Annotated in this window: 28 protein-coding genes and 1 riboswitch; of the genes, 17 read left to right on the top strand and 11 right to left on the bottom strand. The window is 40.5% G+C overall.

What is annotated here, in order from left to right:
• Positions 1–599: 599 nt before the first annotated feature.
• A complete protein-coding gene (gene pckA / locus CSV64_RS13050; RefSeq protein ID WP_099635017.1) occupies positions 600–2,192 on the bottom strand; it encodes a phosphoenolpyruvate carboxykinase (ATP) in 1,593 nt (530 codons plus the stop codon).
• A 177-nt stretch (positions 2,193–2,369) separates the two neighbouring features.
• A riboswitch (SAM riboswitch) is annotated at positions 2,370–2,489 on the top strand.
• Positions 2,490–2,665: 176 nt separating this feature from the next.
• Between pckA and metK the strand changes: the two genes are divergently transcribed.
• Positions 2,666–3,877, top strand: a complete 1,212-nt coding sequence (gene metK, locus CSV64_RS13045) for a methionine adenosyltransferase (protein WP_099635016.1) — start codon at positions 2,666–2,668, stop codon at positions 3,875–3,877.
• 46 nt (positions 3,878–3,923) lie between these two features.
• On the opposite strand, the gene CSV64_RS13040 is transcribed toward metK, so the two are convergent.
• Both CSV64_RS13040 and CSV64_RS13035 read right to left on the bottom strand, forming a co-directional pair.
• On the bottom strand, positions 3,924–4,697 hold the full coding sequence (locus CSV64_RS13040) for a DUF3891 family protein (RefSeq protein WP_099635015.1): 774 nt from the start codon (positions 4,695–4,697) through the stop codon (positions 3,924–3,926).
• A 6-nt stretch (positions 4,698–4,703) separates the two neighbouring features.
• Positions 4,704–5,321 (bottom strand): hypothetical protein, encoded by a 618-nt coding sequence (locus CSV64_RS13035; protein WP_099635014.1) that lies wholly within the window; start codon positions 5,319–5,321, stop codon positions 4,704–4,706.
• A gap of 204 nt (positions 5,322–5,525) precedes the next feature.
• On the opposite strand from CSV64_RS13035, the gene CSV64_RS13030 reads away from it, so the two are divergent.
• The 3 genes from CSV64_RS13030 to CSV64_RS13020 all read left to right on the top strand — a co-directional run bounded on the left by CSV64_RS13030 (position 5,526) and on the right by CSV64_RS13020 (position 7,772).
• Positions 5,526–5,759 (top strand): YkuS family protein, encoded by a 234-nt coding sequence (locus CSV64_RS13030; RefSeq protein WP_099661343.1) that lies wholly within the window; start codon positions 5,526–5,528, stop codon positions 5,757–5,759.
• A 232-nt stretch (positions 5,760–5,991) separates the two neighbouring features.
• Positions 5,992–6,612, top strand: a complete 621-nt coding sequence (locus CSV64_RS13025) for a TetR/AcrR family transcriptional regulator (protein ID WP_099635012.1) — start codon at positions 5,992–5,994, stop codon at positions 6,610–6,612.
• On the top strand, positions 6,609–7,772 hold the full coding sequence (locus CSV64_RS13020) for an MFS transporter (RefSeq protein ID WP_233190474.1): 1,164 nt from the start codon (positions 6,609–6,611) through the stop codon (positions 7,770–7,772). Before CSV64_RS13025 ends, CSV64_RS13020 begins: the two co-directional genes overlap by 4 nt.
• Positions 7,773–7,814: 42 nt before the next feature.
• Here the strand turns inward: CSV64_RS13020 and CSV64_RS13015 are convergent, their stop codons facing one another.
• A complete protein-coding gene (locus tag CSV64_RS13015) occupies positions 7,815–7,979 on the bottom strand; it encodes a Fur-regulated basic protein FbpA (protein WP_099635011.1) in 165 nt (54 codons plus the stop codon).
• 500 nt (positions 7,980–8,479) lie between these two features.
• On the opposite strand from CSV64_RS13015, the gene CSV64_RS13010 reads away from it, so the two are divergent.
• The 4 genes from CSV64_RS13010 (at position 8,480) to CSV64_RS12995 (ending at position 13,255) form a co-directional block, all read left to right on the top strand.
• Complete coding sequence (locus tag CSV64_RS13010) at positions 8,480–9,337, top strand: YitT family protein (protein WP_099635010.1); 858 nt, start codon at positions 8,480–8,482, stop codon at positions 9,335–9,337.
• Between the two features lie 298 nt (positions 9,338–9,635).
• Positions 9,636–11,282 (top strand): ABC transporter permease, encoded by a 1,647-nt coding sequence (locus CSV64_RS13005; RefSeq protein WP_099635009.1) that lies wholly within the window; start codon positions 9,636–9,638, stop codon positions 11,280–11,282.
• 5 nt (positions 11,283–11,287) lie between these two features.
• Complete coding sequence (locus CSV64_RS13000) at positions 11,288–11,965, top strand: ABC transporter ATP-binding protein (RefSeq protein WP_099635008.1); 678 nt, start codon at positions 11,288–11,290, stop codon at positions 11,963–11,965.
• Between the two features lie 180 nt (positions 11,966–12,145).
• Complete coding sequence (locus CSV64_RS12995; RefSeq protein WP_369823535.1) at positions 12,146–13,255, top strand: Fe(3+) ABC transporter substrate-binding protein; 1,110 nt, start codon at positions 12,146–12,148, stop codon at positions 13,253–13,255.
• Between the two features lie 269 nt (positions 13,256–13,524).
• Here CSV64_RS12995 and CSV64_RS12990 read toward each other — a convergent pair whose 3' ends face one another.
• Entirely contained in the window at positions 13,525–14,037 is a 513-nt protein-coding gene (locus CSV64_RS12990) for a gamma carbonic anhydrase (protein WP_099635007.1), read from the bottom strand.
• 107 nt (positions 14,038–14,144) lie between these two features.
• Here CSV64_RS12990 and CSV64_RS12985 point away from each other — a divergent pair, with 107 nt between their 5' ends.
• Genes CSV64_RS12985 through CSV64_RS12970 form a run of 4 tightly spaced genes read left to right on the top strand, consistent with a single transcriptional unit; the run spans position 14,145 to position 16,429 of the window.
• Positions 14,145–14,942 carry an alpha/beta hydrolase gene (locus CSV64_RS12985; protein ID WP_233190473.1) on the top strand — a complete coding sequence of 266 codons (798 nt, stop codon included), beginning with the start codon at positions 14,145–14,147 and terminating at the stop codon, positions 14,940–14,942.
• 17 nt (positions 14,943–14,959) lie between these two features.
• Positions 14,960–15,334 carry a fluoride efflux transporter FluC gene (locus tag CSV64_RS12980; RefSeq protein WP_099635006.1) on the top strand — a complete coding sequence of 125 codons (375 nt, stop codon included), beginning with the start codon at positions 14,960–14,962 and terminating at the stop codon, positions 15,332–15,334.
• Entirely contained in the window at positions 15,331–15,672 is a 342-nt protein-coding gene (locus tag CSV64_RS12975; protein ID WP_099635005.1) for a fluoride efflux transporter FluC, read from the top strand. Before CSV64_RS12980 ends, CSV64_RS12975 begins: the two co-directional genes overlap by 4 nt.
• A gap of 13 nt (positions 15,673–15,685) precedes the next feature.
• Positions 15,686–16,429 (top strand): thermonuclease family protein, encoded by a 744-nt coding sequence (locus tag CSV64_RS12970; RefSeq protein ID WP_099635004.1) that lies wholly within the window; start codon positions 15,686–15,688, stop codon positions 16,427–16,429.
• 152 nt (positions 16,430–16,581) lie between these two features.
• Here the strand turns inward: CSV64_RS12970 and CSV64_RS12965 are convergent, their stop codons facing one another.
• Both CSV64_RS12965 and CSV64_RS12960 read right to left on the bottom strand, forming a co-directional pair.
• A complete protein-coding gene (locus CSV64_RS12965; RefSeq protein ID WP_099635003.1) occupies positions 16,582–17,109 on the bottom strand; it encodes an isoprenylcysteine carboxyl methyltransferase family protein in 528 nt (175 codons plus the stop codon).
• A gap of 1 nt (position 17,110) precedes the next feature.
• On the bottom strand, positions 17,111–18,190 hold the full coding sequence (locus CSV64_RS12960) for a type III polyketide synthase (RefSeq protein WP_099635002.1): 1,080 nt from the start codon (positions 18,188–18,190) through the stop codon (positions 17,111–17,113).
• Positions 18,191–18,284: 94 nt separating this feature from the next.
• Between CSV64_RS12960 and CSV64_RS12955 the strand changes: the two genes are divergently transcribed.
• Complete coding sequence (locus CSV64_RS12955) at positions 18,285–19,313, top strand: LLM class flavin-dependent oxidoreductase (protein ID WP_099635001.1); 1,029 nt, start codon at positions 18,285–18,287, stop codon at positions 19,311–19,313.
• Entirely contained in the window at positions 19,300–19,599 is a 300-nt protein-coding gene (locus CSV64_RS12950; RefSeq protein WP_099635000.1) for a cupin domain-containing protein, read from the top strand. Before CSV64_RS12955 ends, CSV64_RS12950 begins: the two co-directional genes overlap by 14 nt.
• A gap of 63 nt (positions 19,600–19,662) precedes the next feature.
• On the opposite strand, the gene CSV64_RS12945 is transcribed toward CSV64_RS12950, so the two are convergent.
• Positions 19,663–20,106 (bottom strand): YaiI/YqxD family protein, encoded by a 444-nt coding sequence (locus tag CSV64_RS12945; RefSeq protein ID WP_099634999.1) that lies wholly within the window; start codon positions 20,104–20,106, stop codon positions 19,663–19,665.
• 88 nt (positions 20,107–20,194) lie between these two features.
• Here CSV64_RS12945 and CSV64_RS12940 point away from each other — a divergent pair, with 88 nt between their 5' ends.
• From CSV64_RS12940 to CSV64_RS12935, 3 genes are all read left to right on the top strand, one after another.
• Positions 20,195–20,431, top strand: coding sequence for a hypothetical protein (locus tag CSV64_RS12940; protein ID WP_085426734.1), 237 nt, complete (start codon positions 20,195–20,197; stop codon positions 20,429–20,431).
• A 126-nt stretch (positions 20,432–20,557) separates the two neighbouring features.
• A complete protein-coding gene (locus CSV64_RS16760; RefSeq protein WP_169535198.1) occupies positions 20,558–20,713 on the top strand; it encodes a hypothetical protein in 156 nt (51 codons plus the stop codon).
• Positions 20,714–20,758: 45 nt separating this feature from the next.
• On the top strand, positions 20,759–22,126 hold the full coding sequence (locus CSV64_RS12935) for a leucyl aminopeptidase family protein (RefSeq protein ID WP_099635018.1): 1,368 nt from the start codon (positions 20,759–20,761) through the stop codon (positions 22,124–22,126).
• 193 nt (positions 22,127–22,319) lie between these two features.
• Here CSV64_RS12935 and CSV64_RS12930 read toward each other — a convergent pair whose 3' ends face one another.
• The 3 genes from CSV64_RS12930 to CSV64_RS12920 all read right to left on the bottom strand — a co-directional run bounded on the left by CSV64_RS12930 (position 22,320) and on the right by CSV64_RS12920 (position 24,106).
• Positions 22,320–22,523 (bottom strand): hypothetical protein, encoded by a 204-nt coding sequence (locus tag CSV64_RS12930; RefSeq protein ID WP_085426733.1) that lies wholly within the window; start codon positions 22,521–22,523, stop codon positions 22,320–22,322.
• Between the two features lie 193 nt (positions 22,524–22,716).
• The gene (locus tag CSV64_RS12925; protein WP_099634998.1) at positions 22,717–23,139 is read right to left on the bottom strand and encodes a hypothetical protein; all 423 of its coding nucleotides are present in this window, start codon (positions 23,137–23,139) and stop codon (positions 22,717–22,719) included.
• 91 nt (positions 23,140–23,230) lie between these two features.
• Positions 23,231–24,106: a TRM11 family SAM-dependent methyltransferase gene (locus tag CSV64_RS12920; protein WP_233190472.1), complete on the bottom strand. Its 876-nt coding sequence runs from the start codon at positions 24,104–24,106 to the stop codon at positions 23,231–23,233.
• Between the last annotated feature and the right edge of the window lie 10 nt (positions 24,107–24,116).

The raw sequence follows: 24,116 nt of genomic DNA, 5'->3' as shown, positions 1-24,116 counted from the left end.
AGCGATGAGACAAAGACAGGCGAACTTCCTGTCTATGGCTCCTCGCGAAAGCCATCCACCAGCGCCGTAGTGGGGACAATGGACTTGCCACTTACACTGTCAGCTAAACCACAAACTACTGATCAAACAGGAAGAGAATAAGCACGTGCAAGAACCACAACTCAGTGTCGCTTATTACGCACACTAACAGAAACGTAAACCGGCAGCACTTTAACGAGTAAAAACAACTACTCGAACTGCCCTACACCCACTCCAACGAAGGCGCCTGCTGTGGTAGGCGTAGCGAAGAGACAAAGACAGGCGAACTTCCTGTCTCTGGCTCCTCGCGAAAGCCATCCACCAGCGCCGAAGTGGGGACAATGGACTTACCGCTTACATAGGCAGCTAAACCACAAACTACTGATCAAACAGGAAAAAGAAAATGAACGTGCAAGAACCACAACCCCATGCCGCTTATTGCGCACTCTTAACAGCGTAATCCGACAACACTTCGACGATTAAAACAACTAGCCAAACTGCCATACACCCAATGCCATAAGAAAATTAAAACCAAAAAAGAGGCTGATCAGGAATTCCTGGTCAGCCTCTTTCATATAACATTATTTAATGACAGGAGGTCCGCCTTTGATTGCGATGTCTTCTGAAACATGTGAGAATTTCTTGAAGTTCTCACGGAAAGCATCAGCTAAGCGATTTGCTTCTTTATCGTATTCGTTCGGATCTTCCCAAGCATAACGAGGGTGTAGAACATTACTCGGTACACCTTCGATTTCAAGCGGCATGTTCAATCCGAAGATTTCGTTCTTCTTTGTTTCTACATTATCCAATTTACCAGCGATTGCAGCGCGTACCATTGAACGTGTGTAGCCCAAGTTCATACGTGAACCTACACCGTAAATTCCGCCAGTCCAACCTGTATTCACAAGGAATACTTTTGAACCGTGCTCATCGATTTTCTTTCCAAGCATCTCTGCATATGTTGCTGCAGGAAGTGGTAAGAACGGTGAACCGAAGCAAGTCGAGAATGTTGGTTCAGGAGCAGTAATTCCACGTTCAGTTCCAGCAAGTTTGGAAGTGAAACCGCTCAAGAAGTGGTACATTGCCTGTTCTTTTGTAAGAATCGAGATCGGAGGCAATACGCCGGAAGCATCAGCCGTAAGGAAGATGATGTTCTTCGGGTGACCCGCAACAGACGGTGTCACAATATTATCGATATTTTCGATTGGATAAGCAGCACGTGTATTTTCTGTTAGTGATTTATCATCATAATCTGGAATGCGCGTTACTTCATCCAATACAACGTTTTCTAAAACAGCACCGAAACGGATTGCTCCGAAAATTTCAGGTTCTTTTTCGGCAGAAAGGTTGATACATTTTGCGTAACATCCACCTTCAATGTTAAATACGCCATTATCAGACCAGCCATGCTCATCATCTCCAATAAGTTTACGGTTAGCATCTGCTGAAAGCGTAGTTTTACCTGTTCCAGAAAGACCGAAGAATAGAGCGACATCGCCTTCTTCTCCAACGTTTGCTGAACAGTGCATGGATAGAATATCTTGCTCAGGAAGCAAGAAGTTCATAACGGAGAAAATAGACTTTTTCATTTCTCCAGCATACTCTGTTCCACCGATCAAGACAATTCGCTTTTCAAGCGAAACAATGATGAACGTTTCAGAGTTTGTGCCATCCACTTTTGGATCCGCTTTGAATGAAGGGGCAGCCAAAATAGTGAATTGCGATTCATGTGCTTTTAATTCTTCTTTGGTTGGACGGATGAATAGTTGGTGAACAAACAGATTTTGCCAAGCTAATTCATTAATTACTTGGATAGACAATTGAGAGTCTTTATCTGCTCCTGCAAACCCTTTAAATACAAAGAGTTCATCTTTTTCCTTCAAATGATCGATGACTTTCGTGTATAATGAATCAAAGATCTCTTCTGAAATCGGACTGTTCGTACTACCCCAATCTACTTTATCCTTAGACACTGCATCTTCAACGATGAATTTGTCCTTAGGTGAGCGTCCTGTATATTTACCTGTACGTGCAGTGATTGCACCATCAGCAGAAAGTTTAGCTTCGTTTCTTGCTACTGCTTTTTCTGTTAATTCCGCCACAGACGCTTGGATCGTCACGTTGCTTCCACTAAGAAGACTTTTTAAACTATCATCAATTTTTGCAGATATCATGTTTACATACCGTCCTTTGCGTAGTCGATTTATTTTTATCTTGATGAGAATATCCTAATTCGTAAATAGTATAACACATTAAGAATATTAATCTATACTAATGGAAAACTCAAGTGATTTAGGATAAATAATTTGACAAAATCCAAACTTTTTAATACGATGTGACATGAACGGATACTCTTATCCCGAGTTGGTGGAGGGTACAGGCCCTGTGAAACCCGGCAACCTGCAATAGACGTAAGTCTAACGCGAAGGTGCCAAACCTGAAGCAAGGTTTAATTCCTTGGACGATAAGAGTGAAAGGTGCTGCGCGTGAAATTTTGCCTTTTACTCATGGATTGAATATGAGTAGAGGGCTTTTTATATTGTCTAGCCCTGAATCCTTATGGTATATGCTTGACGTCTAGGCGTGGAACTTTACCAGGGACTTATGAGAGTACCGTATCATGATGCTTAATATAGGGGGAAACAAAATGACAAACCGTCGACTGTTTACATCAGAATCAGTTACAGAAGGCCATCCTGACAAGATGTGCGACCAAATTTCAGACGCAATTTTAGATGCGATCCTAACGGAAGATCCAAATGCGCGTGTGGCATGTGAAACGAGTATTACGACTGGACTCGTATTAGTAATGGGAGAAATCACTACGACAACGTATGTGGATATTCCAAAAGTTGTTCGCGATACGGTTAAGGAAATTGGCTATGTTCGTGCAAAATACGGCTTTGATTACGAAACGTCCGCTGTACTTACTTCCATTGATGAACAATCACCTGAAATCGCTGCAAGTGTTAACGTGGCACTCGAAGCACGCGAAGGTTCTATGTCTGATGAAGAATTAGATGCAATCGGTGCAGGAGACCAAGGTCTAATGTTTGGATATGCATGTAATGAAACGCCGGAATTAATGCCTTTACCTATCAGTTTATCCCATAGATTGGCACAACGCCTGGCACAAGCTCGTAAAGAAGAACTGATTTCTTATTTACGTCCTGATGGAAAAACGCAAGTAACAGTAGAATACGATCAAGATAATAATCCTGTGCGAATTGACACAATCGTTATTTCCACACAACATCATCCTGAGGCAACACTCGAGCAAATTGAGAAGGATATAAAGAAAGTTGTTATTGATGCAGTAGTTCCAAAAAACTTGTTGGACGAGCAGACTAAATACTTCATTAACCCTACTGGCAGCTTTGTTGTGGGTGGACCTCAAGGAGACTCCGGTCTGACTGGACGTAAAATTATCGTCGATACGTACGGTGGATATGCCCGTCATGGCGGTGGTGCATTCTCAGGGAAAGACGCAACAAAAGTAGACCGTTCCGCTTCTTATGCAGCACGTTATGTTGCAAAGAACATTGTCGCAGCAGGATTAGCTGAGCACTGTGAAGTTCAGTTGGCCTATGCTATTGGAGTAGCGAGCCCGGTTTCTATCTCAATCAACACATTTGACACGGGTAAACTATCGGAAACGCAATTAGTGGAGTTCGTACGTGAATTGTTTGACCTTCGTCCGGCAGGAATCATCAAAATGCTTGACCTACGTCGTCCAATCTACAAACAAACAGCAGCATACGGTCACTTTGGCCGCACTGATATCGAATTGCCATGGGAGCAGACAGATAAAGTGGAAGCGTTGAAAGAACTTGCTAGTAAAGTACGCGTGAAACAATAAAGTCATGAAGTGCAGAAAGGGGAGTTATTACCTCTTTCTGCACTTTTTATTTGGGTGCAGGTGAAATGTGAAAAGAAATTACTTCGTAGTCCGCCTCTTCATAAGCTACTTGCAATCCTTTATCCTTAATATCTTGTTTCAACACGTTCTTTTGCTTCACTTCCACATCAAACGAACAGCAAAATGGGTAATCCTCTACCTTAATAGTGTGTTGATCTGCAAAGTATATCCCAATTCGTTCTATCGGTAATGAATGGAAAATACTCGAGGAAGGAATGCCGTTACGAAAAAATGCATGCTCATCCGCTTTGTCGACCCCAGAATCATTCACACAACAATATAAAGAAAAATTATCCCCAAGCTGCAGCAAAGCGTAATGTTTTTCGAATAATTCTTTAGTAAAACCCTCGACTTCTCTAGACAACCGTTCTCTACGACTTTGTTCGCCCTCGATAAAAAGGTGTGCTGCTTTCTCGTTACTGCTTTGTATAAACTGTTCATAATGAAAACTGCAAAGCATAGCTGCGTAAAGATCTATCTTTTCCACCTCATCGATACCTTGACGATAAAGGACGGTTTTAGGGAGAAGAGGGAAGTCGGTGAATTGAAAAGGTGCAGACGTCGCATCATTCCAAAAAGGTTGTTCGTCAAAAGGAGACCAGCCGATGTCGTGGTTCCTAATGGCGGTTAGTACAGAAGGGCGCCATTGATCATCAGGAAACATATCCTTTTTCCAATGTTTCATTAATTCTTCAGCTAGGTGTCCATGATGATGTTGTTGTACGAAGATAAATGACTTCTCATGTTCACGTACAATCATCTCAGTTCATCCTTTCTTGTCGGGTGGAATGCCGTCATTTTGTATAATTTCTTCTTTTATCTCTTCTTCTATTTTCTCAATTTTCTCGACTTCTTCCTGATACATTTCATCTGCTTCTGTAGTCCCCGGAATAATGGGTTCTTCATTGAAATCGACACGTTTGCCATATCGTAGAAGTTCATAAATGATCATACCGTTATTCGGTTTGCCATTTACGGTTTTCATCGGAATAGAGTCGTATAGTACAAAATAGAATGCGTAGAAAATAAAGCGATTCCAGAATGTCTTGGAGTCTTCAAAGAATCCATTTGCGATCAAAGCATTCATCGTGACAGCTACTACTACGTTAATTAAGATAGGTCCGGCATAAATACATATATAAGCAAAATTACTTTTTCTTTTGACTGAATCGAAGGAAAACCAGCTGTTGACATGATAATACTTACGTATATCTAAAACGCCCAATTGAAATAACCTGGGTCCCGAACCAATAGTAAGTCTGGCGTTTTTCACACCGAATAATCCACTGATAACAAAATATCCTGCCTCTCGCAGAAAAGTCACGACAGGTAAAATGATGAAACTAGAAATAACCAAGCCAATGAGATCCGATAACCCAAACATAATCACGTCTACTCCCTTTATAAAATCTATTTCATATAATGACTCTAAGGCTGTAATAGTAAAATACCCACTTCTTACAAAATGAATCGTCTAGTTATTACCAAATATAAATGCATTCCGTAAGAAGCCATGTTTAACTTAACTGACAGTGGGGAAATTATAAAGTATTAGCGAAATCAAGTAAGGACTAAGGAGGAATAGAGTATGGCGAAAATTGCAGTAGAAATACCATTTGAAGATGTGAAACAAGCATTAGAGGAAAAGGGTCATGAAGTGAAGATGTTCGCAAGTGATGAAAATTTAAGTGGCTATGACATGGGCGTTGTACGTGCATTGAGCGATGTCAATATCGACCAATTCGACTTTCCTGTGGTGAGTATTGAAGGCAACTCTGTACAAGATATTGTAGAAGATGTTGAAAAAAGATTACACCGTTGATAGTTAATACATTTTATATAAGACTGAAGGACTAACCCAATTGGTGTTTGTTCTTCAGTTTTTATTTTGCAAAATTCGCTATTGAATAAAGCTTGGTTAAAATCCAACACATTTCTCCAAGTTACTCTTGCGCTACTTTTTTTGGGAGTTGACAAAAACCCAACAGGACAGTAAACTGGTCAACATTGACTCGTGAGTCAATCAATAAAAAGAAGTGAGTTGAAAACCCTTTATGTCACCCCGAAAGAATGAAAAGATTCAAGAGATTCGCGATACTCGGCAACATGATTTAAAAGAAGCCGCTATCGTATTATTTGGTACGAAAGGATATGCAGCAACAAAAATTAGTGACATTACAAACAAAGCTGAACAAAGTCATGGCTTGTTTTATCACTACTTCAAATCAAAAGAGGACCTATACGTCACGGTGATTCTTGAGTTACTAACTGTACTCATTGATACAGTGGATCAAGCGGAGGAAAAACATAACAGTCCTTTAAAGCAATTGGAATGGCTTACTGAAGCAACTCATTCTGGTTCATTACGTGATGGAGTACACCGCCATATCCTGATCATGCAAGCTTTGTATTCTGATTATTTAACACAAGAAGTGAAAGAAGAAATTGTGGAAAAATATCGATTCATGGTCGAAAGAATTGAACATATTATTATTAAAGGACAAATTGCTGAGGAGTTTATTGAAGGAGATGCAGAAGAATTAGCCGTGTATCATTTATCATTAGTGCATGGCTTATTATTAACAAATGCTCGTAAGATTTCACCTATTAAAGTATCAGCTGAAAAAGTATTACGCCAACTAAAACGTCATCCAGAACAGGGGGATGACCAATGAACCGCATGTTGAAACCAACGATCATATCCATCTCGATGGCCACGGTTATGGCAGGAGCCGCTATATCTCCAGCCCTTGGATTGATTGCCGCAAACTTCCCAGAGGCCAGTCCCGTATTTATCAAATTGATATTAACGGCACCTTCATTATTGATCATTCCATTTACATTCATCTCTAGTTGGTTAACGTCAAGGATACCGAAACGGACTGTTGCTCTAATCGGCTTATTCATATATGTCTTGGCAGGGGTAGGCGCACAGTTTACCAATACGATTGAAATGTTACTAGCCTTTCGATTCGTGCTAGGAGCTGGTGTCGGCTTAGTCATGCCGCTTGGGATTACGTTAATTAGTGATCATTTTAGAGGCCGTGAACAAGTGAAGATGATGGGGTATAATTCTGCATTCAGTAACTTTGGTGGAATCATCACTATGATGCTAGCAGGTTACTTAGCAGCTATCAGTTGGAGAGCTCCGTTTAATGTGTATTTAATGGGTGTCGTGATTTTCATTCTGGTCTTTATATTCTTACCGAAAGATACACCGGTTAAACAAGATAAGAGTGTAGAGAAACGGAAAATGCCATTGACTGTATTTGGATATGCAGCAGCTTCTGCAGGTATTATGTTAGTTTACTATTCGGTTGCAACGAATATGGCACTCTACCTAGAGCAAAGCAATATAGGTGGCTCCGCATTGGCAGGTACAGTGATATCCTTTACAACTGTAGGGGGAATGATTACTAGCCTAACTTTGATTCAGCTACAAGATATCCTGAAATCGTATATTATGCCGATCAGTATATTCTTAATGAGTATTGCATTCACTGGTTTGGCTTTAAGTCATTCTGTCCCACTAATTTTAGCTTGTACATGCGTAATTGGTTTTGGCCAAGGGATTTTGTTCCCATTGATCAACGTTAAAGCGCTCAGCCTAGTTAATCCTCTTCATAGTGACCGCGTGATTGCAATCGTATCGAGTTCGATTTTCATTGGACAATTTAGTTCACCTTTAATATTGGACGGAATTGCAGCAATAGCAGGCTCTCCGACAATTCGTTTCCAGTATTCCGTGATAGGAATTGCGCTAGGCATCACGGTTTTACTCATCATTTTGTTTAAGATTTTAAGAAAGTCTAAAGTTTCAGCTATAGAAGCATAAATAAAAATGAGACGTGCCCAATTGGGTACGTCTCATTTTTCATTACATTTGAATATCGGTTTGACCGAATGCTTCGTATTCTTTCATTAATAATTGAAGCGGTAATTCGTACAGTTGTTTCCCATCAATTTTAAATACCCCTTTTGAAACGAGTTCTTCAATCATTTTGTCTCGTTTTGACTCACATACCCTTTTGTTTGTTTTCATCGTACATTTCCTCCTTGATTCCCCCTCTAAATATAGCCGATATTTTTCCGAATTAAACCGTATAATCCATAGTTGAAACTTTCGAACCGTTCAACTAATTATTTAATTTTGTTTTGGTAGTGTAATAGGGACTTGTGATTTATAGTAGATTCACACTAGTGAAAGAATAATGTGTGGATGTTATCATATACGACATTGAATGACAGAAATAGTAGTTCGGAAGCTTATTTTGTCTGATGACGAAATAAATCGAAGACGCATCAAACCTGACGTAAATTCATCAATTGATTCATTATTTATTCCGGTAGACGTGATATTTGTGAATGGTAGTGACAGTAGAACAGGTGGCGGATCGGTGGCATAGTAAGAATGGTAAGGAGGATAATTGCATTTTTAGTGGCTATTTTTATGTTAAATGACGCTTAGGGGTACCATTATGAGGGAAGAATAGATATAATCTAGTTCGTGCATTAAATTGTTATTTACCATAGGAGGTCGCTATGTTTTTCATTGAAGCAAAACGGGTGACGGTTGTAATTTTAGGATCGCTACTTATGGCTCTATCATTAAATTTCTTTCTTATCAATGCAAATGTCTATGCGAGTGGGTTTGCGGGTGCAGCCCAGTTAGTATCAAGTGTTCTAAAGGACCACTTGGATATGACCATTAGTACAGGTATTTTATTATTACTTTTCAACATACCAGTCTTTATTCTTGGTTGGTTTAAAGTAGGGAAAGGTTTCACAATTTATAGTATTTTATCCGTTGCGTTCACTACACTATTTCTTGAATTATTGCCATTGCGTTCTATGTCAGACGACATTATGCTGAATGCGGTATTCGGTGGAGTGCTAGCAGGGGTTGGTGTAGGGATATCTTTGAAGCTAGGTGCATCTACCGGCGGAATGGACATTGTTGCAATGATTCTATCACGTATGCAAGATAAACCAATCGGTATATACTTTCTCCTGCTAAACGGTATACTTATCGTATTCGCAGGCATTCTATATGAACCGGAAAACGCACTGTACACAATGGTTGCGTTATATGTAACGACGTCAGTAATAGACATGATTCATACGCGACATGAAAAAGTAACCGCGATGATTATTACACGGCACGCAGACGATCTTCAACAAGCAATCCATCGTCAAATGGTACGTGGAATCACAATACTACCTGCTAAAGGTGCTTACTCGAAAGAAGATAAGAATATGCTGTATGTTGTCATCACAAGATATGAACTATACGATTTGGAGCGGATTATTAATGAAACAGATCCGCAAGCCTTTACTAATATCGTACAAACAGTAGGGATCTTTGGTTTCTTTAGAAAAGAAAATGAGAAACTAGCTTAGGTTAGACAATCAATTATAAATTCCCACTATATTATTTTGCATGAAGACAAACTCCGTAAAAAGAGTTTGTCTTCATTTTTAAATACAAGGATCTTCCAGTGAAAATAGTAGCGGTGTAATCCCTCTATATATTTCATTTTATTGATTAGAACATAAACAGTAGAGATTTGTTGAATTCTTGTGAAAACATTGGAAAGCACAGAGATATTGTATATACTTGAGAGTGACTTTCATTATGTAAGTCATAATTAAAGTACATCATAACCGCCATAGTGCGTAGTAAAGTTGGTTTATGTATATGAAAACATCTGTATGGCTAAGAGAGATTCGTCGTCGTGCAAATAGCTGGTTCATCATTACAATGCTTGGCGCACTTATCATTATTATGCCCGTCGCCTATGTGGTATTAAGTTTCTTCCAGCCGACAGGCGAAAACTGGGAACATATTAAAGAATTTTTGCTTGCTGATTATATAAAAGGGTCAGTTATTTTAGTTGGTTCTGTCGGATTCCTTTCGACGACCATCGGATTGATACTGGCTTGGATCATTGCAGCCTATGAATTTCCATTTCGTAAACAGTTTAAATGGCTATTGATTATACCGTTAGCTATACCACCTTATATAGCGGCCTACACATACAGTACGATGACAAGCTATACTGGTGTCATCCAATCGTTTTTTCGCAATCATTTTGATTATCAATTCACACCTGGCACAATCGAGATCATGTCATTGCGTGGAGCAATTTTTGTCCTCACGTTATTTCTCTACCCGTATGTCTATATGATTGCGCTCAATTATTTTGAAAAACAAAGCGCATCGTATATTGAGAGTGCTAAAACTCTTGGATTGAATGGCTTCCAAATGTTCTTCCGTTTGGGACTGCCTATTGCACGACCTGCTATCATTGCAGGATCGATGCTAGTCATCTTTGAAGTGTTAAGTGATTATGGAGTAGCCAGTTTCTTTGGTGTACGAACGATATCCACTGCAATTTTTCAAACGTGGTTCGGAATGTATGATATCAATGCAGCTATGCGTTTGGCTGCTTGGTTGCTCGTCATTATATTAGGGATTTTCATGCTCGAGCGTTTTTTACGCAAAGGTCGGAAGTATGATACGAACGTGACACAAAGCAGACCACTCGCACGCAAAAAGTTACGTGGATGGACTGCTTGGCTAGCATTCCTTTCTTGTTTTACTATTTTCTTGAGTGCCTTTTTAATTCCTTTTGTTCAACTGATCTATTGGTCACTAAAAACATATGAAAAAGTATGGCGCTCGGACTTCATCAGCTTAATAACCAATAGTTTACTTGCCGCTTTCATCGGTGCATTAATTATTAGCTTCTTTGCAATCTTGGCTGCTCGTACGATTAACTTGTATCCATCGGCTTCGTCTAATTTACTAGCGCGTATTATGACGTCCGGTTATGCGGTACCGGGAGCAGTCGTCGCAATAGGTGTGCTGGCGTTATTTATTACGTTAGATGAGAAACTGGCATTTATTTATCCAAAGTTGTTTGGTGTAGAATCGGGCACACTTGTATTAAGTATGTCGATTGCCATGCTGATCACGGGATACGTGATTCGGTTTATGGCACAAGGATTCAACTCAATAGAGTCTGGTTATACAAAAGTGCCACCATCTTATCGTGAAGCTTCATTCCTACTAGGACGTAGTTTGACATACACCTTTTGGAAAGTAGAGTTTCCATTATTACGCGGTTCAATCTTAATTGGCTTTGCGCTAGCATTCCTTGAAATTATGAAGGAATTGCCTCTGACTTTATTATTGCGTCCATTTAACTTTGATACGCTGGCGACACGGACGTATCAATATGCGATTGATGAACGAATTTATGAAGCAGCACCATCCTCCTTGTTATTAATTTGTTTAAGCATCTTGTCGGTGATTATTATTTTAAAATTTGAGGAGAAGTGAAAACTATGTTCGTAGACATTCAAAATTTATCATTTCGGTATTCAAAAAAACAGCCGCCTGTCATTGATCGCTTTTCATTTTCAATTGAAAAAGGGGGAATCGTAGGAATTGTAGGTGCGAGCGGTAGCGGAAAAAGTACCTTGCTGCGTTTACTTGCGGGCTTAGAAGATCCTACGGCGGGTAGTATCGAATTGGACGGCAGACTGATTGTAGGAGATAAGACATATATTGAGGCAGAAAAACGCGGTGTGGGAATGGTGTTTCAGAACTATGCACTGTTTCCACATCTGACAGTAAGTGAAAACATTTGCTTTGGCCTGCATAAAATGAAGCGTTCAGAGAAAAAGAAGCGTTTAGATGAGATGTTGGAACTCGTTCAATTGCAAGATTTCGCCAAACGCTATCCTCATGAACTTAGTGGGGGACAACAGCAACGTGTAGCATTGGCAAGAGCTTTGGCGCCTTCACCTTCTATCCTGTTAATGGATGAGCCATTCAGTAATCTGGATACAAATTTAAAGTCGTTGATTCGAATGGAAGTTCGAGATATCTTGCGAAAAGCAAATATTACATGTTTGTTTGTATCACATGATCAAGCAGATGTGGACGCAATTTGTGATCGAACAATCTATATTGATTGTGCAACATATGTTGGTTCAGACAAAGAATCAATAACTGTATAATGCGGTAATAGAGAGTGTCGGAAGGGATTCCGATACTCTTATTTTATCTACAGTAATAAAAGAAAACGAATACTAGACTTATACTCGGAATTGTATTACAATTTCTTTAACACTGAAAACGATTCTCATTAAAGCGTAGAGATAGGCAATGTAGATGAGAAAACAAGGAGAGAAATCAATTTGAAGAAGTTTTTATGGGCAGTCGCACTATTGATGCTTGCCGCAGTTTTAGGCGCTTGTAGCTCTAGTTCCGATCAAGGGAAACAGAAGGACGAACCAGCAAAAGAAGATACTCCTGTTGAAGATACAACAGATGCAACAGAAGATGAGAAAACGGGTGGAGAAGTGAACGTCTATACGGCTAGACATTATGACGTAGACGCAGTTCTTTACGAAGATTTCACAGAGAAGACAGGCATTAAAGTAAATGTGATCGAAGCAAAAGCGCCAGAATTGATAGAGCGTCTAAAGCGTGAAGGACAAAATACATCTGCTGATTTATTCATCACAGTAGATGGCGGAATCTTGAACACAGCAAAAGAGGAAGGTCTTTTGCAACCCGTTGAATCTGAAGAAATCGATAAAACAGTACCAGCAGAGCTTCGCGACACAGACAATCAGTGGATTGGATTATCTACTCGTGCACGTGTGATTGTCTATTCAAAAGATCGTGTGAAGCCTGAAGAATTATCAACTTATGAAGATCTTGCAACAGACAAGTGGAAAGACAAATTACTTGTTCGTTCATCCGACAGCTTGTATAACCAATCGTTGGTGGCATCATTGATCGCAATTGATGGCGAAGAAAAAGCTAAGGAATGGGCGCAAGGAATTGCAGATAACTTAGCACGTGAACCTGAAGGTGGAGACCGCGACCAAGCGCGTGCCATCGTTGCAGGTGTTGGTGACGTAGCGATTATGAATAGTTACTACGTAGGTCATATGTCTGCTTCAGACGAACCGGAAGATGTTAAAGTGTTCGACCAGATCGGCGTATTCTTCCCGAACCAAGAAACGACAGGAACACATATTAATATCAGTGGTGCTGGCTTAATTAAGCATAGTAAAAACAAAGAAAATGCAGTGAAGTTAATCGAGTACTTAACGACTGCGGAAGCACAAGAACAAGTCTCTGAAGAAAACTTTGAGTACCCAGTGAACGAAGAAGCAAAATTACCAGAAGTAATGGCTGAATGGGGTACATTCACACCACAAAAAGTGGACTTCGCAGATTACGGAAAGTATAATCCGAAAGCTGTAGAATTGATGAATGAAGTAGGCTGGAAATAAGTTCAACAAAAAAGCAGCTCTTGGGCTGCTTTTTTGTTTCTGAAAAAATTTAAACTACTGATTTTTTACGTAGTAGAAACATTTCGAGTCGAACTTAAGTCATATATACAGTGAAAACCTGTAACTGATTAGATTAGGTCAAGTAAAGTTCTTATCATTCTAAAAGGCGGGCCATGCGAATCGTCTGTTAATCTATGATATGTTAATGGAGTGTGTATCGGACACAGGGATGGAGCTAACAAGGCACCCGCTAGTCACGGGCGCCTCGATTAACCTTGCAACGCTTTATATAATTGACCCTTACGTGCATAGTCATTGACGATTCTTGTCATATCTGCCCGATCTTCATCAGTCAAATCACGAACGACACGAGCAGGAGAGCCGAGTGCTAATGTATTAGGTGGGATCTTCTTGCCTGGGGTTACCAAGCTGCCAGCGCCGATGAATGCACCTTCACCAACCTCAGCCCCATCGAGCACGGTGGCGCCCATGCCAACGAGTGCACCGGTTTTAATTGTGCAGCTATGAAGCATTACTTTGTGGCCGATCGTCACGTTATCTTCGAGAATTAATGGAAACTTGGGGCTTTGATGTAGACAACAGAAATCTTGGATATTTACTTTGCGTCCAATAATAGTAGGCGATACATCCCCGCGTATAACGGTGTTGAACCATATAGATGATTCGGGTCCTATCGTTACATCTCCTGAAATCGTTACGTAGTCTGCAACATAGACGGATGGGTCAATCTCTGGTAATTTACCTTCGTATGGATAGATCAATCAAATCTCCTCTTTTCTAAATAATCATGTATAATTTATCGTAACAAACATTTAGTTTTTGTGAAACATAAGAATGAAATAGATAGAATAAGATAGCTAAATAAGGAGTGATAACTTTGTGGAAATGGGAAGCAGAAGGTAAGGCAAAAGGTGTGATTGTTCTCGTACATAATGCCTATGAACATCATAGAAGATATGAATGGCTTATACAGAAATTTCAACGTGATGGTTTTCACGTTGTAGCGGGAGATTTACCTGGCCACGGTAAAGAAAGTGTCGAGGTACATGCAGAAGCATTTAAGGATTACCGCAGATTTATCAAGAAAATGATCCGAAGCGGCTTAGATGATAATTTACCCGTATTTTTATTTGGTCATGGTTTAGGAGCTACATTCCTACTTCGGTTATTACAGATGGAACGTATCGAATGTGCGGGAGTGATCTGTACATCACCTTGGCTACACTTGGAACATCATCCACCAATACGGGCGAAAATGTTTACAAAATGGTCTCAATCGATGACTTTGGATCATGAAATTACGCCTGAACTTTTATCGCGTAATCCCGAATTCTTAGAGCAATACGCTGAAGATCCAATGTATGTTCCGATAGTGACAGGCGGCTGGTACCGTGAATTACAGACCCTTATGAAATCGGTCTTGCAACCAGATTTAATTATTCAAGATGTGCCGTTATTACTTCATACGGGAGAAGCCGATCAAATTACGAATACCGATTACACACGTAAGTGGGCATTTGCTCAAAATTTATCTGAACTACAATGGAAGCGATGGAGAGATGTTGAGCATGATGTGATCCAAGCACCAGAGCGTGAAGGGGTTTATTTATATACACAATCATTCATCAATAATGTACTTCATTCACTCGGATATATTATCGAATGAAATAAGGTCGTGAACATATGAGAAAGCGTCTGTACATAGGTGTGGCTGGGGCTTTTGGAGCGAGCACAAGGCTGCTGATCGGTCAGTTGTTGATCGTCAGTGGTTCTTTTCCTGTCGCAACTTTCTTAGTAAACATGGTCGGTACGTTTGTACTTTGCTATATAGTGGAACGTGCTCGTCTTGGAGGAAGTCTCACCGCATTAGCAGTGACGATAATAACTACAGGATTCCTCGGCGCATTCACGACATTTTCCGCAGTCAGTGTAGAAACGGTTGAATTGCTACGTGACGGATTTTTTGTACTTGCGGGTGTCTACGTAGGTAGTAGTCTAGTAGGTGGATTAGCTATGGCGGCGATTGGTTTTTCATTTGCTAGGAGGCGATCGTCATGATCTGGCATCTCATAGCAGTGGGGTGTGGTGGATTTATAGGAGCACTTTTGCGTTTCGAAGTATCTGCCAAGCTCAATCGTGACCGTTTCCCCTATGGAACACTAGTCGTTAATTCTATAGGCAGTTTCTTCATCGGTTGGATTATAGGTTCAAACCTTTCAATCGGTTGGACATTATTTTTAGCAACTGGCGTAGCAGGTGCTTTAACGACCTACTCTACATTAATGAAAGAGATTTGGACGTACTGGACTAAAGGTCAAAAACTCCAAGCCGTTGGTTATACACTTGTCACGTTCATAGTAGGAATAGGCTTAGCCTTTTTAGGTTTAAGCTTATAGAAAAGAGGTCTTAATGAATAACAAAACAACGCAAAAAACAACACATAATAAACGTAAGAAAATGATCAATTCATTCTTAATAGCAGTAGGGATTGCGGTTTTCGCCATATATTTCCCTGAACTGTTTGAAGACGAGGAACAAGAGCCGAGTCGTCAAGGTTTGATTCCTGTTGAATTAGTGAAAACAATTGACGGCGATACGATTAAGATTATGTATGAAGGTAAGGAAGAAAATGTACGATATTTATTAATTGATACACCAGAAACGAATCATCCACGTCTTGGCAAGCAGCCGTATGGACAACAAGCAAAGGTTCGTAATCAGGAACTGCTGCAAAAAGGTCAGCTCGAAATTGAGTTTGATGTTGGCGGGAAATATGATAAATACGGCAGATTATTGGCGTATATTTACATAGACGGAAAGAGTGTGCAAGAACAGTTATTGAAAGAAGGATTAGCGAGAGTCGCTTATGTGTATCCACCTAATACACGGCATCTAGATGCATTTGAAAAAGCGGAGCAACAAGCGAAGAAGTCGGGTATCGGAATTTGGACGTTGGAAGACTATACAACTGACCGAGGTTTTGACAGTGAGAAATATCCTGCAGATTCTGTGAAGATTCCTGTATATGGCGAAACCCAAGACTTCAAGAACTGTACAGAGCTTCGTAAAGTATACCCGCAAGGCGTTAAAAAAGGCCATCCGGCATATAAAGAACAGATGGACGGCAATAAAGACGGACGAGCTTGTGAATAAAATAAAAACTAAATAACTAGCATGGCACCTTGATGCTATGTGACACTTACGATCAACTACCTAAGTGTGCTTATAGGCAAACGTGAATGAAAAAAATAATAAGAATGAAGACAAGTCCTCGTTATCCAGGATTTGTCTTCATTCTTTTTTCATCAAAACACTTCATTATAATTTGTCAGTTCTCGTAGTGCACGTTCTTCAGTAGGAATCCGGACAGACAACATCCAGATATTCAGCAATAGAAACAGTCCCGCCGTGAAGTACGCACTGAATAGTAAAGGCAATACAATTAGTTCGGTTGTTACAATGACATAATTGGGGTGACGAATCCAACGGTAAGGTCCTTTTTTCTGTACGTTCGCTCCAGGTAGTATGAGAATTTTAGTGTTCCAGAACTTTCCTAACGACGATAGACACCAGACACGCAGTACTTGCATCAATAGGAAAATTGCAAGTAAGATCCCCCAGACGGGCGATAGTGGGCGATCGAATACAAGGACTTCGACTAGCAAGGAAATGAAAAATGCGGTATGCATCAAAACCATCCATTTATAATGAGACGCGCCGATTTCTATTGCGCCTCGATTGCGGATCCACTTCTCGTTACGATTAGCGACGACCAATTCGACTAAGCGTTGAACGACGACGATGATAAAAACGAACAGGAAAAGCCTGCCCATCTTACTGCCACTCCAACAACAATAATTCACCGCAGAAACCTGGACCAAGTGCTGCCATTAAACCGAATTCTCCTTCGGCAGGCTGTTGCTCAATAAAATCCTTGAGTACATAGAGCACAGTAGGAGACGACATGTTTCCATGATATTGCAGTATCTTTTTCGACGTAGCGGTTTGCTCTTGATCCATATCCAGTGCTTTTTGATAGGCATCTAATACTTTTTTACCGCCTGGATGGGCAACAAAATGCTGTACATCCTCCATTGAAAGATCATGTTCTTCCACGAATTGATGAACAAATGGTCCTAACCAACTTTTAATGACGTTTGGAATACTCTTTGAAAATACAACATGCAAACCATCATTTTTAATGTCCCAGCCCATCACATCCTCTGAATCAGGCATGAAACGTGAAGAAGTAGCACGGATATGGGGCATCGGACGTAGGCTTTTAACGGTAGACTGTTCTCCAGAAACAAGTGCGCAAGCTACACCATCAGAGAATAACGATACACCGACCAAGTTGCTTTTTGATACATCGTCTCGTTGAAACGTTAAGCTGCAAAGCTCTATAGCGAGAACGAGAACATTCGATTCAGGATAGGCTTTACAGTAATCAAAAGCACGACTCATACCTGAAGCACCACCTGCGCAACCCAGACCCCAAATAGGAATACGTTTAATATCATGTCGAAATGGTAATTGATTAATAAGACGGGCATCGATACTTGGTGTGGCAATTCCGCTACTTGAAACAAAGAATATCGCATCTATTTCAGCTGCATTCACTGAGCGCTCAAGTGTTGTCGTATTGTTGAGGCATTGCTCGACTGCCTGTTTACCAAGTGCAACAGCATGCTGAATATATAAGTTGTTTTTCGTTTCAAAATCATGTGGCTCCGCGTACCATTCTAACGGCATACATACTTGTCGTGAATCAATTTCGCCGTTTTGGAACACTTTCAATAAGCGGTCGATATCTTTAAATGAATCCGAAAATAAAGAGCGTGCAAATGTCATAGCTTCTTCCTGTGGCAAATCAACAGGTGGGCTAACTGTACTAACTGATTGGATGATTGGCATAGGGTAACCTCCATTTAAATTGATGGCGAGCGCGAGCAGTGAATTATGCCGTGGCTTCTTGTAGACTATATGCAAAAGAAGAGGAGGACTTGTCTTGAAGATACAATTAAGTATATTAGATCAATCTCCCATTACATCCGGCAGCGATGCTCATGAAGCTTTTCAGCAAACTACCTGCTTGGCGAAGAAAGCCGAAGAATTAGGCTATAGCCGCTTTTGGGTCTCTGAACATCACGATGCTCCAACTCTAGCAGGTTCATCCCCTGAAATTCTGATGGCGCATTTGGCTACAGTCACTTCGACTATCCGAATTGGTTCAGGCGGTGTCATGCTACCTCACTATTCCCCTTATAAGGTGGCGGAAAACTTCAAAGTGTTAGAAGCTCTGTTTCCTGGGAGAATTGATGCGGGTATAGGGCGTGCACCAGCGGGAATGCCTCGAGCAACTTATGCTCTTAACAACGGTGAATATCTAAATCGTGATCAATATCCTCAACAAATTGATGACCTACACATGTATCTTCACGATACATTGCCTAAAGATCATCGATATGAAGGATTGAAAGCAACCCCACTCACAAATAATGCACCACCCGTCTGGATGTTAGGCACAAGCAAAGAGTCAGCGAGTTTAGCGGCTCAAAAAGGTTTACCTTATATGTTTGCACAATTCATCAATAGTGAAGGGGGCAGGGAAGCAGCGAAGTTTTATCGAGAGCATTTTCAAGCTTCTGCGTTTACGTCTTCACCAAAGCAAGCAGTAGCGGTATTTTTGTTTTGTGCAGAGACGGAAGAAAAGGCAGACTGGATTGCGTCTTCATTGGATCTGTTAATGATTATGCAACAGCAAGGAATGAAAGTAGAGGGTACACCTTCACCAGAACAAGCAGCAGCATATCCATATAGTCAACTGGAACGGGAGTTGGTTCAATTAAACCGTGAGCGGATGATTGTAGGGACACCAGAATCAGCCCGTAGGCAGTTGGAACAAATAGCGCAAGATTTTGGAGCACAAGAAATCATGCTCGTTTCTATTACATATAACTTTCATGATAAACTGAAGTCGTATGAACTGATTATGCAAGAAATTCTGAAAGGGGAGAAGACTAATGAAATTGATTGATACAAAAAATCAACTGTCTGAAAAGAAAAAGCATGTGGAGAAAGTAGCGAATGTCGACAATGCAACTTTTATGAATATTCAATTGCGTACAGGAGAGGAAGTAGCTGAGCATGATGCGAATAAAGAAGTATTCATCATCGTGCGTAAAGGAAAGGTACGGTTCATAGTGGAAGGCGAGCCGGTGGATGTAACACCAGATAATGTTTTGCATATGGTACCGTTAGAAAGACATAGTTTACAAGCAGTAGAAGACTCTGATGTTTTAGTTATTCTCGTAAAGCCGTAAAGATTATACAACAAGAGATCGCAAGTAATCTTTGCGATCTCTTGTTGTATAATATGGACTAATTTAAGGTTGAATGGTTTTACATAATTCACGCAAACTAATAATGAATCCTTCATTTTGTTCAGCAGTTCGTTTTTTGGGACCTCGCAAACGACCTCCTGCTCGGCGGATTTTCTGAGCTTTATGACGTGCCGCTAGTAATTGATCGATATTGTCATTTGTGTACCATCTGCCATTCTGATCAAGTGGCAAACCTTGTTTTGCCAACGCCATAGCGGCCAATCCATAGTCTTGAGTTACGACGATATCGCCTTTTTTTATGCGGTTCACCAATACAAAATCGACTGCGTCGGCACCTTTGGAAACAGTAATCGTTTCTGCGCCTTCCCGGTGCATTTCATGTGCAGTGTCACATATTAACACACAAGGTAGGTCGTACTCTTTAGCAATCGCAATCGTTTCATTGATTACTGGACAGCCATCCGCATCTACTAAAATCGTTATCACGTAGTACCTCTCCTTCCGCTACACTTAATAGGTTTAGTATAACAAATAACGGGAAAGATAAGTAAAAATGTACGATTGAGGTGATGAAATGGCTGATTTATCAAAAGAACAACAAACGACTGCAGAGCAACGTGAGCAATATGGGCGCGAAATGGATGCGAAGAATGCTGCCATGGAGAACATTGAAATTCCACTTGAAAGCAGAGAGTTGGCAGAACACGAAATTCCACCGCCGTTAACAGAAGAAGAAGTACGAGCAAAAGTCGGTAATCAGAATTTCAAAAATGCGACTGATGATAGTGCCCCTACATCAATAGGGAGCTAATAAAGCTATGAGAAACACTAGGGACATCATGGATGTTCCTTTTTTTGCGTTAAAAGCTACAAATGAAACCAACCTGTTAGGTATATCGTATACATACTATACAACTAGATAACGGAGTGATGAAAAATGAATGAAGGATATTTCGTAGGATGGGGCACGTTAGCTTTAATTAATGCAGTATTAGCTCAAGGGAAAAATAGAAGTGGATTGAACTGGTTTATACTTTCTTTGTTTTTAGGACCGCTGGCAACTCTCTTCTTAGCGCTATCAGGTAAAAAGTGATAAACTATTTAGGAAACCGAAATAGTGAAGGGAGCTATTATGACTATGAAAATTAATGTAGAAATTTTATTCGCAACTGATGCACAAATAACGAAGAACCTGTTGGTGAAACAATTTGTCGACAATCAAGCTGGAGGATTTTCCACGTTTGTACATGATGGAAAACAGTTAGTCGTTATAAAAGATAAAGAATGGAAAACAGCAGATGCAATTCGCAGTATTGCAGGTGAAATTTCTCGCAGTCTTGCGGCACAAAAAGTAGATTCTGCTTCGATTCAAGCAGATCAGCTAGGACATAAGTGGTCGTCTCAAGATGAAGCAGTCACAGCTTTCGTCGAAGGATGGCATCTTGGTGCCTATAACTTTGACCGCTATCAATCTAAAAAAGCGGATCCTGTCACTACGTTAGATGTTAAAGGCGCAGACAAAGCCGCAGTCAAATCAGGAGAAGTGCGTGCAGCAGCTATGGCATTTTCTCGTGACTTAATGAATGAACTTTCCGATGTGCTCAATCCAGAGACATACCCAGAAGTATTAAAAGATCATTTCAAAGGGACAAAAGTGAAAGTCGATGTTCTTGGTAAAAAAGAAATTGAAGAACGCGAAATGAATGGTGTATTAACGGTATGCCGCGGTAGTAAATATGAGCCTTCATTCGTAGAGATGACTTTGCAGACGGATGCATCAAAACCACTTGTTGCTCTTGTCGGAAAAGGCGTAACGTATGATTCAGGCGGTATTAGCTTGAAAGGCGGACGTGATGACAGTGATATGCGTATGGATATGGGCGGATCAGCTGCTGTAAGCGGTGCTTTATCACTTCTAGCTCATTCAGATGCCAAAGTGAATGTCGTCGTGCTGATTCCAATGGTTGAGAATACACCTGGACCTGATGCTGTTATGCCGGGCGAAGTGATTCAATACAAGAATGGTATTAGCGTACAAGTCGGTAATACCGATGCAGAAGGCCGTTTGATTTTAGCAGACGGATTGATTCGCGCAGGTGAATTAAACGCAGACTACACTGTGGATATCGCTACATTGACTGGCGCAGTTGTGGCAGCGCTTGGTACGGAAGTAGGCGGAGTGTTTGGTGATGAAGAGTTGTCTAATAAAATGAAGAAAATTGGCGATCAAAACGGTGACTTCGTTTGGCCACTTCCTTTAATTGATGAGTATGAAGAAACACTTGATAGCGCCTATGCAGATTGCAACAATATGAGTTCTCTAACTGTGGCAGGTTCGATCACAGCTGGTCTCTTCTTGCGTAAGTTCGCACCGAAGAACAACTGGTTGCATGTCGACATGGCCGGCGTTATGGATAAGCAGAAGTCAAAGGGGTATTATACGAAGTCAGCAACGGGCTACGGAGCACGTTTGCTTGCGGATTATACGGTGTCATTGACTAAATAAGTACTATTTAAAAGGATGTCCTAACTGGGCATCCTTTTTTTGTGTTGGTTGGGAGTATTGGAAGAGGAGCACTAAATAGTGTTTGCGTGGGGATGGAAACTCCAGTTGATGCACATTTTCCATATCAAAAAATAAGAACAAAAAAGTGATCGAAGTCATAAAACCATAACTTCGATCGCTTCTTTTCAAAGACTCATAAAAACAAAGCAGGGGATGCGATTCCTGAGAGGATGATTAGCAAGGATACCGACGCAATAATGGCCGGCTTCATAAATGCAGGTTCTTCCTGCACGAGCTCCTTAATCGCATAAATTATAGAAATAACAAAAACGAACGGCCAGACGAACCATGTCCATAGATAGAGGACACTCAAAAGCTTCATAATACTAATAAACATAGACTTCACTCCTTGGATAGTAATAAGAGCTCACTGTAAAAAAGAATGACGTGATAAATAAATGCTCTGATACTTTTGTTTCCCCTATTTTACAAAATTCACACTCTTCCAATAAAAAATATAAGTAGGATATCCAAGTCAGTAGAAACTATTGCATTTTCTTTACTGTTTTTGTATACGTAAACGAATCGTATTATGTCTCCTTATTTATTGAAATGTTATTACGTGGAGGCAATAAGAGTAATGTGTGAAAATAAATATTTGCTGCCATGAGACCAATACCGGCATATAAGACAATCAGCGACACGGAATTCAGTCCGGGCAGTAGAATCAGAGGGAATAATGCACCAATTAGAAGACCAGCCACTGAATAGAAAACTAGCTTCTTTACATACTGCGACTTTTTATTTTTCATTAATTTATCAATCATGATAGATAGCGGAATTCCAATCAGTAAAAAGATAGGCCCTGCGTATAACATGACAAATACCATTGTTTCAGCGTACCCAAAATAATAGGTATTCGGTTCGCGCTGTGATTCAGGTACATAGGAAATGGCTGAATAAATAATTGCGAATAAGATAACGGCTATAATTGCTGATATAAAACGTTTCATAATCGTACCTCCAATCTGTCTTTATCATATTTCAGAAAATAGTTATACACAATGAAAAAGACGAGTGAGAGAAAAACTCACTCGTCTTTCATTATTTACATAGGACAACTTCACGCGAAAACGTACCTTTATGTGCAAGGCAACGATCCGCTATCTCAAATCCAGCAATTTCGAGCATTTCATCCATATTTTCAATCGTAATAATTAAACAGCTTTTGGCAAAACGTCGAGCTTCTTTCAAAATTTCGAGTTGGCCATCTGCTGTAATATGCGTAAATAAATTATACGGCATATCGATAATAGCCACATCGTATTCTTCGTCAACTTCAGCAATTGGACCTATTGTGACATTGCCTTCTAAATTGAAGTAGTCGATGTTTTTCCTTGAGCCATAGACGACAAGCGGATTAATATCGCGACCTTCAATAGGGATTCCCATAGATAATGCTTCAACAAGGACAGTGCCGATCCCACAGCAAGGATCGATGACGCGTTTCCCTTCAGGGTGCGGTACTGCAATATTGACGGCAGCTCTAGCGAGACGTGTACCAAGCGCAGTGGAATACATATGGGGCTTCTGCTGGTGAACATGCCAGTCAGAAGAACTGTAAAGCACATTTCCTGCGTACCAACGACCGTCTAATTGCATAATCCCAATGAATACTTCAGGATGGTCAAGTTCAGGCTCGCCTTTGATCTGCAATCCAATCGTACGCTCAATTTCACGACGCGTGTCATGACCAATTTTAGCTGTCGTTGATAGCGTCATATCATTCAAGCAGACGGTCTTAAATAATTGATCGGTCTCCAGCTTAGAAGCTTTGTCTGCCAGCATTTCTAAACTGTCTGCATCCAGTAAGATTTCGAGTCGAGTTTGTATGAACGGGCTTCGTGACGGATCAACGCCAATATCACTTATAATCACGTTGTCTTCTACGTCATAACCGAAAAACGCTCGCATTTCCATTCGACATAAT

The organism is Sporosarcina sp. P32b (genome assembly GCF_002743335.1).
In the GTDB taxonomy this organism is placed as follows: domain Bacteria; phylum Bacillota; class Bacilli; order Bacillales_A; family Planococcaceae; genus Sporosarcina.
The sequence above is the reverse complement of the archived record's forward strand: the minus strand, read 5'-3'. Positions and strand labels throughout refer to the sequence as shown.